Here is a 12,206-nt window from a genome sequence, read left to right on the forward strand (position 1 = left end):
ACGTGCGAGCCGGCTGGGGGCGCATGGACGCAAGTGCTCCGGGCGGCCGCCGCGGGCGCCCCGCGCGTACTGGTGCTCCACGCCTCGCCGGGGCAGACTGCACGCGACGGGACGGCCCGTCCCGAACGGGGGCGCACACGGAACCACGGAGACACCGCGGGACGAACCACGGAGACACCGCAAGGGGGCGGCGAGACATGGCGGAGGCGGAGTTCACGGCCACAGGCGTGCGCATAGGCAAACGCCTGCGTTCGCTCACCCGGGCCGGACAGGTCCGGATCAGCGACGGCAGGCTGCAGTTGCTCAACAGCTACGGCAGCGAGATCGACAGCGCGCCGGTGCAGGCGGTGCGCGCCTCCACACCGTGGTTCGTCCCGGACGACCGGGCACTGGCCGACGTCAACGGCACGCGGTACCTGCTGACGCTGGGCGAACACGACCCCGCCCCCGGCCGGCCGGGGCCGCCCGCGGCACGGCGGTTCGTCGAGGCGGTCCGCCGGGCGGCGGGAGAAGGGAGTGGCGGCTGAGCGGCGGATGTCGCGGCGAGTTGCGGGAGCGCTTCCGCTGCGTCACGCTGGTCTCACGTCACTCTGGGTTTACCGGCGATAACGCTGCGAACCAGCCCGCCGGCCACGACAGCAGGCGGACGTTTGGACGCAAGCACCCTGCTGGATCCGTTGTTCTCCGTGTTTTTTCCGGTTCCTCCGGACCTCACATCGGGGAGTCGCAGCCGTGATCAGTCATCCAAGCAGGCACTGCACGGTGGAGCTCCAAGCCCTGCCGTCGCGGATCGGCCAGGTCCGCAGAATCGTATCTGCGCAGTTGCGCTACTGGCATCTGGACCCATTGATAGACCGGGCCGCGCTCGGTGTGACGGAGCTGCTGAGCAACGTCCACCGGCACGCCAGGCCCGACAAGTCGTGCACCGTCGAGCTGGAGCTGCTGCCGGACCGGCTCACGGTCTCGGTGCGCGACCACGATCCCCGTCTTCCGGTACCGGCCGACGCGACGGCCGCGCCGGACACCACGCCGCTGGCCACGTGCGGACGCGGCCTGGCGATGGTGGCCGCGGTGAGCGAGAGCTGGGGTGCGCGGCCGGACGGCGAGAACGGCAAGGTCGTGTGGTTCACGCTGCCGGCTCCGGTTCTGACCGGCGGCCATCCGGCACGCTCGCCGCGGGGAGCGGGACGGCCGACGGCCGCGCCCGCGCCTGTCTCGGCGGGGGCTGGAGTGCCGTCGGGTGTTCCGTCCGGGGCTCCGGTCCCGGCAGGTGCCGTGGTTCCGTCCGGGGCTCCTGTCCCGGCAGGTGCCGTGGTTCCGTCCGGGGCTCCTGTCCCGGCGGGGGTCGCGGTTCCCCTCGGGGCTCCCGTTCCGGCGGGCGCCGTGGTCCCTTCCGGGGTTCCCGTCCGGGCGGATGCCCCTGTTCCAGCGGGCCTTTCCGTTCCCACAGGGGCCGGGGCTCCGTCGGGGGCCGCTGCCTCCTCGGGGACCAGGGCTCTCTCGGGGGCCGCTGCCTCCTCGGGGACCAGGGCTCCCTCGGGGACCAAGGCTCCCCTGCGGGCGGGGGCCGAGGTGTCAGCAGGGGCGGCTTCCGCGCCCGCCGTCGGGCCCGTGCCCGCCGTGGGGCCCGTCTCGCCCGCGGCCGGGCCGCCGACTCCCGTCCGGTCCGTCGTCCCCGGATGACCGGGCCGCGACCGGCCCCGTGCCGCCTGTCCCCGTCCCGGCCCCTCCGGCACTACGGCGTACGCCGGCCCGCGCGGTGCGCGGGCCGGTCGGCGTCCACCACGCGGGCCGCGGCCCGTTTCGCGGTGGTGGTCATGCCGCGCCGCTCTTGCCCACGCGGCCGAAGTGCTCCTCCAGGACGGACAGGCGGCGCCAGTACTCGTCCTCGTCGATCTCCCCGGAGGCGAAGCGGCGGCCGAGGAGCGCTAGCGGCGAGTCGCCCGCCGGGCGTTCCGCGCCCACCGGCCGCCAGGGGGCGCCGCGCCCCCGCCAGGCGGTGCGGCGCAGGACCGTGACGGCGCCGACCGCGACGGCCGCCCAGATCAGCGGGAAGAACAGGATCCACGGGCCGGGGCCGCCGTCCCAGCCGGCCAAAGTCTGCATGTCGCGTCGTCTCCCTCGTCGGTGGGGTCTTCGGGTGATGTCCCGAGACTCCCCCCGGCAGGGGGTCCGGGTCGTCGTGCGGCCGGCGGCACCGCTCGTACCTCCCGGGGAGTACGGGGGCGGGACGCGGCTACTTCCGGCGGGCTCACGCGTTCACGTACCGACGGACTGGCGAACTGTAACTACTAGTATGTACAGTGGGCGCATGAGCACCTCGGAGCGACTGATCGAGTCCACCCGCGAGCTGCTGTGGGAGCGCGGGTACGTGGGCACGAGCCCCAAGGCGATCCTGGAGCGGGCGGGGGCCGGCCAGGGCAGCATGTACCACCACTTCAAGGGCAAGCCCGACCTCGCCCTGGCCGCGATCCGGCGCACCGCGGAGGAGCTGCGGGCCACCGCCGAGGCCGTTCTGGGCGGTCCGGGCACGCCGTACGAGCGCATCGAGGCGTATCTGTCGCGCGAGCGTGACGTACTGCGCGGCTGCCCGGTCGGCCGCCTCACCATGGATCCGGACGTGATCGCGAGCGAGGAGCTGCGCGCGCCGGTCGACGAGACGATCGCCGCCATCCGTGAGCGCATCGCGGCGATCGTCGAAGAGGGCAAGGTGCAGGGGCAGTTCGCGCCCGGACTGGACGGGCAGGAGATCGCCGCCGCCGTCCTCGCGACCGTGCAGGGAGGCTATGTCCTCGCCCGCGCCTCCGGGTCAGCCGCCGCGTTCGACGCCGGTGTGCGCGGTCTGCTGTCCTTGCTCGCGCCGTCGACTCCGGGACGGGGGAAGTGAGTCACGTGCACATCACCGGACGGCGTCCTGAGCCGACGGCCGACCACACCGGCGCCGGCCGACCACGCGTCGGCCACCCGGTGCCGACCGGCCCGGCGCCGACCGGCCTCGCATCGACCACCCTGACGCCGGGACGTCCGGCGCCGGACGTCCCGGCCCCTGCCATACCGCCTGACCATGCCCATCACGACGGAAGAAACCCCTGATGCACGCGATGCAGTACGAGTTGACTCTCCCGGCCGACTACGACATGGACATCATCCGCGCCCGGGTGGCCCGCGTCAGCCCGCTGCTGGAGGACTGGGATGGCCTCGGACTCAAGACGTACCTGGTGCGTGAGCGAGGAGTGCACGGATCGCCGGTGAACCAGTACGCGCCGTTCTACCTGTGGAACACGGTCGAGGGCATGAACCGCTTCCTGTGGGGCGGCGCGTTCCAGCGGCTCGCCGACGACTTCGGCAGACCCGCGGTGCGGCAGTGGACCGGTCTCGGCTTTGCCGAAGGCAGCGGCGCACGGCCGGCGTTCGCGGTGCGGAGGCGTCGGTCCGTGCCGGAGGGGGTCGAGTTGACGTCCCTGATGGAAGACGCGGTGGCCGAGACGGAGCGCCTGGCGGCGCAGGACGGTGCCGTGCTCGCGGGGTCGGCCGTGGACGCGCACCGCTGGGAACTGGTGCACTTCTCGCTCTGGGAGCACGACACCCCCCAGGCCGACGGTGACGTCTTCGAGGTGCTGCACCTGTCCGCACCCGGCCGTGACCGGCTCCCGCGCGGGCGGCAGTGGTGACACACGTCCGTACGGTCCTCGGGGACCTCCGGCCCGGCGCACTGGGCGTGTGTGACGCGCACGACCATCTCTTCCTGCGCAGCCCGCAGTTGCCGGGTCAGGAACTGGACGACGTCTCCGCCGCGCGGGCCGAGCTGGCGGCGTTCCACGCCGCGGGCGGCGCGGCCGTCGTGCAGTGGACGCCGCACGGCATGCGACGGCGGGCGGCGGACCTGCCGGCACTGTCCCGGGCCACCGGGGTGCGGATCGTCTGCGCCACCGGCCTGCGCCAGGCGACGCACTACGACCCGGAGTTGCTCGGCCGGCTGCGCGGTGGACGGCTGGCCGGGCTGTTCGTGTCCGAACTCACCGAGGGCATCGGGACGACAGGGGTACGGGCCGGTCTGATCAAGGTGGCGGGCGGCTTCCACGGGCTCGACGCGCACGCCCGCTGGACCATGACTGCGGCGGCCGAGGCGCACCGTGCCACCGGCGCGCCCATCGCCGTGCACCTGGAGCTGGGCACCGGCGCGCTGGACGTGCTGGACCTGCTGTGCGGTGAGTTGGGGGTACCCGGGGAGCGGGTGATCCTGGGACACCTGAACCGCTCCCCCGACCCGGTCGTGCACCGGCAGGCCGCCGCGTCGGGCTGCTGGCTGGCCTTCGACGGACCGTCCCGCGCCCACCACGCGACCGACCGGTGGATGCCGGAGGCGGTACGGGCGCTGGCGGAGGCGGGGTTCGGGGACCGGCTGCTGCTCGGCGGGGACACCGTGGTCGCCGGGGCGCGCTCGGTCGACGGCGGGCCCGGGATGCCGTACCTGATGCGCCGGGTGCGGCAGCGGCTGGCGGAGGCGGTGGGCGCGGAACTGGTGGACCGCATGCTGGGGGAACATCCTGGGCGGGCGTTCGGGGCCGACTGGACATGAGCGCGCTGCCGGCCCGATCGTGCGGGACTCCGTCCCGCCGGGCGGTTGCGTCGGTGCGCGCGATCAGGAGGATGGGGCGGGGGACCACCGACCGCCCCGGAGGGACGAGACACCATGGCGCTGGAGATGCGCACCCGCTGTGAACGCTGTGGGACCGCCGCGCTGCCGCCGGACGGGACGGCCCGCATCTGCTCGTACGAGTGCACGTTCTGCGAGGCGTGCGGAACGGCCCTCGGGCAGGTCTGTCCCCACTGCGGGGGCGAGCTGGTGGCCCGGCCGCGGCGTACCGGGTGAGGCGCGCCCCGTCGGAAATGCGGGTGATCAGGGCTGGTCGGACCTCTAGCCTGAGCGGCATGGCCTCACTCGCGTATCCCCCCAAGCCCGTGCCCGGCGACCGGATAGCCATCCTCTCGCCCGCGTCCGGACTGCCGGGACTGCTCCCCCGTCCCCACGAGTTGGGGCTCGAACGCCTGCGTGAGGACTTCGGCCTCGAGCCGGTGGAGTACCCCACCACGCGCACCATGGGGTCCACCCCCGAGGAACGGGCCGCCGACATCCATGCCGCGTTCGCCGACCCGACGATCAAGGCGGTGATGGCCACGATCGGCGGCGACGACCAGATCACGGTGCTGCCGTATCTGGACCGTGAGTTGATCCGCGCCAACCCCAAACCGTTCTTCGGCTACAGCGACAACACCAATCTGCTGACGTTCCTGTACAACCTGGGCATCGTCGCCTATCACGGCGCCTGTCTGATGACCGAGATCGGGCGCCCGTACGCGCTTCAGCCCCTGACCGCCGAATCGGTGCGCGCGGCGCTGTTCACCTCGGGCCCGTACGAACTCCGGGCCGCCGAGCGCTTCCGCGACACCGACCGGGACTGGGCCGACCCGGCCACCTTCCGCACGGAGCCGGACTCGCAGCCGGCCGACGGCTGGATCTGGCACCGGACCGACCGGGTGGTCGAGGGGCGCGCCTGGGGCGGCAACCTGGAGATCCTCTCGTGGCTGCTGATGGCCGACCGGGAGATCGCACGCGATCCGGCCGTCTACGAGGGCGGTGTGCTGTTCCTGGAGACATCGGAGGAGCTGCCGAGCGGGGAGGAGGTCTTCCGGATCCTGCGCAACATGGGTGAGCGGGGCCTGCTGGCACGCTTCCCGGCCCTGTTGATGGGCCGGGCCAGGGCGTGGTCCTTCCAGCGGCCGAACGACCCGGAGGCCAAGCGGCGCTACGTCACCGAGCAGCGGGAGGCGGTGCTCCGCGCACTGGCCGCGTACGCTCCGGACACCATGGCCGTCTTCGACGTGGACCTCGGGCACACCGATCCCCAACTGGTCATCCCGTACGGGGGATCGGTGACCGTGGACGGACCGGCACGGCGGATCACGGCGACGTACTGACGGCTCCGGGCGTCACCGGACTTCCCGTCCTGACCCGGGCAACCGTCGTCCGGACACCCGGGCAACTGTCGTCCGGGCCCTCGGGGCCCCCGGGCACCCGTAGTACGGGCAGACGGCCGACGGGCAATCGTCTTCCGGGGCCCCCGACAGACGGGCACCCGTCTGCCGAGCACCCGTCGTCCGGGCACCGGCAGTGAATCAGAGCGTGCTGAAACGAGAGGAAGACAGTGGAACGCATCGGGATCATCGGCGTGGGCGAGATCGGCCGGGCCGTCGTGGAGGGCCTGTGCGACGGCGTCGAGGAACCGCCCGAGATCCACCTCTCGCCGCGCGGTTCCCGCACGGCCGCTGAGCTGGCCGGGCGGTATGCGAACGTGCGGGTCGCCGCCGGAAACCAGGACGTGGTGGACCGCTCCGAGGTGGTGATCATCGCCGTCCGCCCGCAGGACCGCGCCGAGGCGCTCGCCGGGCTCCGGTTCGGCGGTGACCGCGTCGTGGTCAGCGTCATTGCCGGCGTCGGCCTCGACGAGCTGCGCCGGGCAGTCGGCACCGATGTGCCACTGGTGCGTGCCATTCCGTTGCCCGCCGTGCGCGAACGCCGGTCCGTCACCGTCACCTACCCGTCCCACCCGGTCGTGGACGCCCTCTTCGACCGCCTCGGCGGGGCGCTGCCCGTCGCGGGTGAGGCGGCCTTCGGCGTCTTCTCGGCGCTGACGGCCACGCTGACCACCCATTACTGGTACCTGGTCACGCTCACCGACTGGGCCACGCGGCAGGGCGTGGCCGCCGAGGACGCGGACCGCTATGTGCGCGGGCTCTTCCAGGGCGTCGAGCGTGCGCTGGGCGACGGCTCGCGCTCGCTGCACCGGATCGCGGGCGACCACGAGACGCCGAACGGGATCAACGAGCGCATCCGCACCACCTGGTTCGACGCGACCAACTCCGCGGCCCTGACCGAGGCACTCGACGCGCTCCTCGCCGACCTCGGGTAGCGCGTACGGGGCGAGACCACAGCCTGGTCGCTCCCCGCCGACACACCCAGCGGATCGCCCGGCACCGGCTGCCGGACGGACCGCGGACCAGCCACTCCCCGCCGACGCACTCAGCGGATCGCCCGGCACCGGCCGCCGGAGGGACCGTGGACTAGTCGGTCCCTGCCAGCGCGCCCAGCGGGTCGTCCAGTACCGGCTGCCAGGCCAGTTCCGCCGCGCCGACCAGGCTGCTGTGGTTCAGGGTGCACGGCAGGATGGGGACGCCGCCGCTCTGGCCCCACAGGCTGCGGTCGGCGACCACCGCGCGCAGCCGGCCGGGGTCCGCGTCCAGCAGGGTGCGGTGGAGGCCGCCGAGGATGATGCGGTCCGGGTTCAGGATGTTGACGAGGCCGGCCAGGCCGAGGCCGAGGCGGTCGATGAGGGCTTCGGCGGCCGTGCGGACGGCCGGGTCGTCGAACTGGTTGCGCAGCAGGTCGTCGGCCTGCTGGAGCAGCGACACCTCGGGACCGGGGTCGCGGCCGGCCTCCACGAGCAGGGCCAGCGGGTCCGCCTCCACGTCCAGGCAACCGCGGCTGCCGCAGTGGCAGGGACGGCCCTCCGGGTTGACGGTGAGGTGGCCCACCTCCAGTGCGAGCCCCGAACTGCCGGTGTGCAGACGGCCGTCCAGGACGAGCGCGCCGCCGACACCCCGGTGCCCGGTGGCCACGCACAGCAGGTCGCGTGCGCCCCGGCCGGCGCCGTGCCGGTGCTCGGCGAGCGCGACGAGGTTGACGTCGTTGCCCGTGAAGGCGGGCCCGCCGATGCCGGCGGCGCGCACGCACTCCGCGAAGATCTGCCGCACGGGGGCGCCGACGGGCCAGGCCAGGTGCAGCGGGTTGAGGGCCAGGCCGTCGGGTTCGGCGACGGCGGACGGCACGGCGAGTCCGGCGCCGACACAGCGCCGGCCGGTACCGCGCAGCAGCTCCGCGCCCACCTCGACCACGGAGCCGAGCACCTTGGCCGGGTCGGCGTCGACGGTCTCGCAGCCGGGCGCGGTCGCCACGATCCGTCCGCCGAGGCCGACCAGCGCGGCCCGGAAGCCGTCGGCGTGGATCTGTGCCGCGAGGGCCACCGGCCCGTCCTCGGCGACCTCCAGCCGGTGTGAGGGGCGCCCCTGGGAGCCGGCCGCGGAGCCGGGCCGGGCGTCCACCCGGATCAGACCCAGCGCCTCCAGCTCGGCTGCCACCGCGCCGGCCGTCGCCCGGGTGACGCCGAGTTCGGCGGTGAGCACGGCCCGGGTCGGCGCACGTCCGGTGTGCACCAGCTCCAGCGCGGGCCCGAGTGCCCCCCGCCCCCGGTCCAGCCGCGCCCTCGAGGGGGTCCTCTCGCCCGCCGTCCGGGGTTCCGCCTTGCCGCTCATGAGGGCGAGTCTCCCATGATCCGCAGCCGGTGGGTCCCGCGCCGCCGGCTACAGGCCGCTCACCCGCAAGGTGATGTTCAGCCGGCCCACGAGGTCCAGCCGGGCCGGAGCCGTGCCCGGGCGGACGCGCGGCACACCGTGGTGGGCGAGCCGGGACGGACCGCCGAAGACGAACAGGTCGCCGCTGCGCAGCTCCACGTCGGTGTACGGCTTGGCGCGCGTCTCGGTGTTCCCGAAGCGGAACACGCAGGTGTCGCCGAGGCTCAGTGAGACCACCGGCGCGTCCGCCCGCTCGTCGCCGTCCCGGTGCATGCCCATGCGGGCGTCGCCGTCGTAGAAGTTGATCAGCGCGATGTCGTACGGCACGGCCGGTACGGCGGCCGGGCCCAGCGCGTCGGTCACCGCGCGCCGGCCCAGCTCGCCGAGCCAGTCCGGGAACGGCTTCACCGGGCTGCCGTCACCGTCGACCACGGTGCGGGCATAGGCGTACGGGTACCAGTGCCAGCCCAGGCAGACCTGGCGGGCGGTCATCGTGCCGCCGCCGGGGGTGCGGACCGTGCGCAGTCCGGCGGGGGGCCGCGCCCACTCCCGGCAGGCGGCGAGCAGGGCGCGCTGCCGCTCGGTGTCCAGCCAGTCCGGGACGTGCACGGCGCCCGGCGCGACCTCCGCGCGCTCCCGGCCGAACAGCTCGTCCTCCATGCCCCCATCCTGCCCCACGGCCTCTGATCTGCGGCTCCGCTAGCCTGGACGCACGATGAGCGACCGTATGACGACACCGTGGGGCGAGGTCGAGCTGACCCGCTTCCCCGAGGATCCGCGCGACCGGCTGCGTGCCTGGGACGCCTCCGACGCGTACCTGCTGCGCCACCTCGCCGAGGAGAAGGTGCCGCTCACGGGCACGGTGGTGGTGGTCGGGGACCGCTGGGGCGCGCTGGTCACCGCGCTGGCGGAGCATCGGCCGACGCAGATCACGGACTCCTTCCTCAGTCAGGAGGCGACCCGCGCGAACCTCGCGCGGGCCGGCGTGGAGCCGGGGGCCGTACGGCTCCTGACCACGCAGGCCCCCTCCCCGGAGCGCGTGGACGTGCTGCTGGTGCGGGTGCCCAAGAGCCTGGCGCTGCTGGAGGACCAGCTGCTGCGGCTGGCGCCCGCCGTGCACGCGGGAACGGTCGTGGTCGGCGCGGGGATGGTGAAGGAGATCCACACCTCGACGCTCCAGCTGTTCGAGCGGATCATCGGGCCGACCCGGACCTCTCTGGCCCAGCAGAAGGCCCGGCTGGTCCTCAGCACCCCGGACCCGGCGCTGGAGCGGCCCGCGAACCCGTGGCCGTACAGCTACGCTGTCCCGGACGGCGTCGGCGCGGTGTCGGGGCACACGGTGGTCAACCACGCGGGCGTGTTCTGCGCCGACCGGCTGGACATCGGCACCCGCTTCTTCCTCCAGCACCTGCCCGCCCCGGGCGCCGGGCGCGTGGTGGACCTCGGCTGCGGCAACGGTGTGGTCGGTACGGCGGTGGCGCTGGCCGATCCGACGGCCGAGGTGCTGTTCGTGGACGAGTCGTTCCAGGCGGTGGCCTCGGCGGAGGCGACGTACAAGGCGAACGGCGTTCCGGGGCACGCCGAGTTCCGGGTCGGGGACGGGCTGGCCGGGGTCGCGCCCGGCAGTGTCGACCTGGTCCTGAACAACCCGCCGTTCCACTCCCACCAGGCGACCACGGACGCGACGGCGTGGCGGATGTTCACCGGGGCGAAGCGTGCGCTGCGCCCCGGCGGCGAGCTGTGGGTGATCGGCAACCGGCACCTCGGGTATCACGTGAAGCTCAAGCGGCTGTTCGGGAACAGCCGACTCGTCGCGAGTGACCCGAAGTTCGTGGTGCTCAAGGCCGTCAAGAGGGGTTAGTACGGGGGTCGGGTGGCGGCCGGGCGTGGGGGCGCCGGGCCGCGAGGCCCGTGGTCAGGCGGCGGTGCGGGCGAGGACGCCGATGATCCGGGTCACCTCGCGCGCCATCGCGTCCCGGCCCACACCGAGGTACTTGCGGGAGTCGACGGCCTCCGGGTGGGCGGCGAGGAACGCGCGGATCGCCCCGGTCATGGCGATGTTGAGCGCGGTGCCCACGTTGACCTTGGCGATGCCGTCGCCGACCGCCGCGACCAGCGCGTCGTCCGGCACGCCGGAGGAGCCGTGCAGGACGAGCGGTACGGTCAGCGCGGCGGACAGCCGCCGGAGCAGTCCGAGGTCCAGCTCGGCGGTGCGGGTGGTCATGGCGTGCACGCTGCCGATGGCCACGGCCAGGCCGTCGACGCCGGTGCCGGCGACGAAGTCCCGCGCCCGGCCCGGGTCGGTGCGGGCGCCGGGGGCGTGCGCGTCCAGCGGGGGCCTGCCGTCCTTGCCCCCGATCTGCCCCAACTCCGCCTCGATCCAGAGCCCTTGGCCGTGTGCCCAGTCGGCGGCGGCCCGGGTGGCGGCGAGGTTGTCGGTGTACGACAGGCGGGCCGCGTCGTACATGACCGAGCCGAACCCGGCGTCGGACGCCTGGCGCAGCAGGTCGTCGCTCTGCACGTGGTCCAGGTGCAACGCGACGGGTACGGCGGCTCGTTCGGCGGCGGCGACGGCGGCGTGGGCCAGTGGCAGAAGCCGCCCGTACCGGAACTTGACGGCGTTCTCACTGACCTGGAGGACCACGGGTGCGCCGGCCGACTCGGCTCCTGCGATGACGGCCTCGATGTGTTCCAGGGTGATGACGTTGAACGCGGCGACGGCGGAGCGGGCTGCGGCGGCCCGGGTGACCAGCTCGCCGGTGGGCACGAGGGGCACGTGAGGTGTCCTTCCTGGACGGGACCGGCGGGACTCAGGGGGCGAGGATCACCGAGCGGGTGAGGTGCCGCGGCCGGTCGGGGTCGAGCCCGCGGGCGGCGGCGACGGCGACGGCGAGCCGCTGGACGCGCACGAGTTCGGCGAGCGGGTCCAGCTCCCCCTCGATCCACGCCCCACCGGTGGCGCGGACCTGCTCGGCCAGCCCTTCGGGCGCCGCGCCGAGCATCCAGGTGGCCGTGCCCCCGGTGGTGACGCTGATGGGGCCGTGCCGGTACTCCATCGCCGGGTACGCCTCGGTCCAGGAGAGGGACGCCTCGCGCATCTTCAGCCCGGCCTCGTTGGCGAGTCCGACGGTCCAGCCGCGCCCGAGAAAGGTGAACTGCGTGGATTCCACGAGCCCTTCGGGCAAGGGGAGGGCGAGGGCGGTGCGTGCGTCGGTGACGACCGCGTCGGCGTGCAGGCCGAGGTGGACGCGCAGGAGGGTGAGTGCGGTGGTCGCGAACCGGGTCTGGACGACGGAGCGTTCGTCGGCGAAATCCAGGACGACGAGGTCGTCGGCGGCCGCCATGACCGGGGTGCCGGGATCGGCGGTGATCGCGGTGGTGCGGGTCCGCCCGGCCAACGTGTCGAGCAGTTCCAGCACTTCCGTGGTGGTGCCGGACCGGGTGAGGGCGACGACCCGGTCGTACGACCGCCCGTGCGGGAACTCGGAGGCGGCGAACGCGTCGGTCTCACCCTGGCCGGCGCCCTCACGCAGGGCGGCCACCGCCTGCGCCATGAAGTACGAGGTGCCGCACCCCACGACGGCGACCCGCTCCCCCGGCTCCGGCAGTGCGCTCCGGTGCCGCCCCGCCTCCTCGGCCGCCCGTATCCAGCACTCCGGCTGGCTGTTCAGCTCGTTCTCGACATGGGTCATGCCCACACCCTCCCCTTGCTGATTGTTCCTGCAAGATATAGCGACCTTTTGAACACAATCAAGCATTCGAGCGCACGGCCGGGTGCGCTAGGGTCGCCGGGAGAC

General features: G+C 73.8%; 13 protein-coding genes and 1 pseudogene. 9 read left to right on the plus strand and 5 right to left on the minus strand.

Features of this window, described 5'->3' with window-relative positions; all coding sequences use genetic code 11:
* Positions 1-197: 197 nt before the first annotated feature.
* Both ACIGYR_RS29210 and ACIGYR_RS29215 read left to right on the plus strand, forming a co-directional pair.
* On the plus strand, positions 198-527 hold the full coding sequence (locus ACIGYR_RS29210; RefSeq protein ID WP_399605195.1) for a hypothetical protein: 330 nt from the start codon (positions 198-200) through the stop codon (positions 525-527).
* 205 nt (positions 528-732) lie between these two features.
* A pseudogene (locus ACIGYR_RS29215) lies at positions 733-1,147 on the plus strand (ATP-binding protein); the annotation flags it as partial.
* Positions 1,148-1,815: 668 nt separating this feature from the next.
* On the opposite strand, the gene ACIGYR_RS29220 reads toward ACIGYR_RS29215, so the two are convergent.
* Positions 1,816-2,106, minus strand: a complete 291-nt coding sequence (locus ACIGYR_RS29220; RefSeq protein ID WP_399605193.1) for an SHOCT domain-containing protein — start codon at positions 2,104-2,106, stop codon at positions 1,816-1,818.
* A gap of 190 nt (positions 2,107-2,296) precedes the next feature.
* On the opposite strand from ACIGYR_RS29220, the gene ACIGYR_RS29225 reads away from it, so the two are divergent.
* From ACIGYR_RS29225 to ACIGYR_RS29250, 6 genes are all read left to right on the plus strand, one after another.
* On the plus strand, positions 2,297-2,887 hold the full coding sequence (locus ACIGYR_RS29225) for a TetR/AcrR family transcriptional regulator (protein WP_399605190.1): 591 nt from the start codon (positions 2,297-2,299) through the stop codon (positions 2,885-2,887).
* Between the two features lie 205 nt (positions 2,888-3,092).
* The gene (locus ACIGYR_RS29230; protein ID WP_399605188.1) at positions 3,093-3,671 is read left to right on the plus strand and encodes a DUF4865 family protein; all 579 of its coding nucleotides are present in this window, start codon (positions 3,093-3,095) and stop codon (positions 3,669-3,671) included.
* On the plus strand, positions 3,668-4,579 hold the full coding sequence (locus ACIGYR_RS29235) for a phosphotriesterase (protein ID WP_399605186.1): 912 nt from the start codon (positions 3,668-3,670) through the stop codon (positions 4,577-4,579). Before ACIGYR_RS29230 ends, ACIGYR_RS29235 begins: the two co-directional genes overlap by 4 nt.
* 114 nt (positions 4,580-4,693) lie before the next feature.
* Positions 4,694-4,873, plus strand: a complete 180-nt coding sequence (locus tag ACIGYR_RS29240) for a DUF1272 domain-containing protein (protein ID WP_391843698.1) — start codon at positions 4,694-4,696, stop codon at positions 4,871-4,873.
* A 59-nt stretch (positions 4,874-4,932) separates the two neighbouring features.
* A complete protein-coding gene (locus tag ACIGYR_RS29245) occupies positions 4,933-5,979 on the plus strand; it encodes a S66 peptidase family protein (protein WP_399605184.1) in 1,047 nt (348 codons plus the stop codon).
* A gap of 227 nt (positions 5,980-6,206) precedes the next feature.
* Positions 6,207-6,971 (plus strand): NAD(P)-binding domain-containing protein, encoded by a 765-nt coding sequence (locus ACIGYR_RS29250; protein WP_399605182.1) that lies wholly within the window; start codon positions 6,207-6,209, stop codon positions 6,969-6,971.
* A 151-nt stretch (positions 6,972-7,122) separates the two neighbouring features.
* On the opposite strand, the gene ACIGYR_RS29255 is transcribed toward ACIGYR_RS29250, so the two are convergent.
* Together ACIGYR_RS29255 and ACIGYR_RS29260 are read right to left on the minus strand one after the other, a co-directional pair.
* The gene (locus tag ACIGYR_RS29255) at positions 7,123-8,370 is read right to left on the minus strand and encodes an ROK family protein (RefSeq protein ID WP_399605180.1); all 1,248 of its coding nucleotides are present in this window, start codon (positions 8,368-8,370) and stop codon (positions 7,123-7,125) included.
* Positions 8,371-8,418: 48 nt separating this feature from the next.
* Positions 8,419-9,069: an alpha-ketoglutarate-dependent dioxygenase AlkB family protein gene (locus ACIGYR_RS29260; protein ID WP_391843690.1), complete on the minus strand. Its 651-nt coding sequence runs from the start codon at positions 9,067-9,069 to the stop codon at positions 8,419-8,421.
* Positions 9,070-9,136: 67 nt separating this feature from the next.
* Here ACIGYR_RS29260 and ACIGYR_RS29265 point away from each other — a divergent pair, with 67 nt between their 5' ends.
* Positions 9,137-10,270, plus strand: coding sequence for a methyltransferase (locus ACIGYR_RS29265; RefSeq protein WP_399605288.1), 1,134 nt, complete (start codon positions 9,137-9,139; stop codon positions 10,268-10,270).
* Positions 10,271-10,324: 54 nt separating this feature from the next.
* Here ACIGYR_RS29265 and ACIGYR_RS29270 read toward each other — a convergent pair whose 3' ends face one another.
* Together ACIGYR_RS29270 and ACIGYR_RS29275 are read right to left on the minus strand one after the other, a co-directional pair.
* Positions 10,325-11,185: a ketose-bisphosphate aldolase gene (locus tag ACIGYR_RS29270; protein WP_399605178.1), complete on the minus strand. Its 861-nt coding sequence runs from the start codon at positions 11,183-11,185 to the stop codon at positions 10,325-10,327.
* A 34-nt stretch (positions 11,186-11,219) separates the two neighbouring features.
* The gene (locus ACIGYR_RS29275) at positions 11,220-12,101 is read right to left on the minus strand and encodes an SIS domain-containing protein (protein WP_391843686.1); all 882 of its coding nucleotides are present in this window, start codon (positions 12,099-12,101) and stop codon (positions 11,220-11,222) included.
* Between the last annotated feature and the right edge of the window lie 105 nt (positions 12,102-12,206).

This window comes from Streptomyces sp. NPDC053076, from assembly GCF_044546845.1.
GTDB lineage: Bacteria > Actinomycetota > Actinomycetes > Streptomycetales > Streptomycetaceae > Streptomyces.

Coding starts and splice junctions, on each gene's coding strand:
- ACIGYR_RS29255 (WP_399605180.1), bottom strand. CDS start 8,370: ATGAGCGGCAAGGCGGAACCCCGGACGGCGGGCGAGAGGACCCCCTCG.
- ACIGYR_RS29220 (WP_399605193.1), bottom strand. CDS start 2,106: ATGCAGACTTTGGCCGGCTGGGACGGCGGCCCCGGCCCGTGGATCCTG.
- ACIGYR_RS29275 (WP_391843686.1), bottom strand. CDS start 12,101: ATGACCCATGTCGAGAACGAGCTGAACAGCCAGCCGGAGTGCTGGATA.
- ACIGYR_RS29260 (WP_391843690.1), bottom strand. CDS start 9,069: ATGGAGGACGAGCTGTTCGGCCGGGAGCGCGCGGAGGTCGCGCCGGGC.
- ACIGYR_RS29240 (WP_391843698.1), top strand. CDS start 4,694: ATGGCGCTGGAGATGCGCACCCGCTGTGAACGCTGTGGGACCGCCGCG.
- ACIGYR_RS29225 (WP_399605190.1), top strand. CDS start 2,297: ATGTACAGTGGGCGCATGAGCACCTCGGAGCGACTGATCGAGTCCACC.
- ACIGYR_RS29265 (WP_399605288.1), top strand. CDS start 9,137: ATGACGACACCGTGGGGCGAGGTCGAGCTGACCCGCTTCCCCGAGGAT.
- ACIGYR_RS29230 (WP_399605188.1), top strand. CDS start 3,093: ATGCACGCGATGCAGTACGAGTTGACTCTCCCGGCCGACTACGACATG.
- ACIGYR_RS29210 (WP_399605195.1), top strand. CDS start 198: ATGGCGGAGGCGGAGTTCACGGCCACAGGCGTGCGCATAGGCAAACGC.
- ACIGYR_RS29245 (WP_399605184.1), top strand. CDS start 4,933: ATGGCCTCACTCGCGTATCCCCCCAAGCCCGTGCCCGGCGACCGGATA.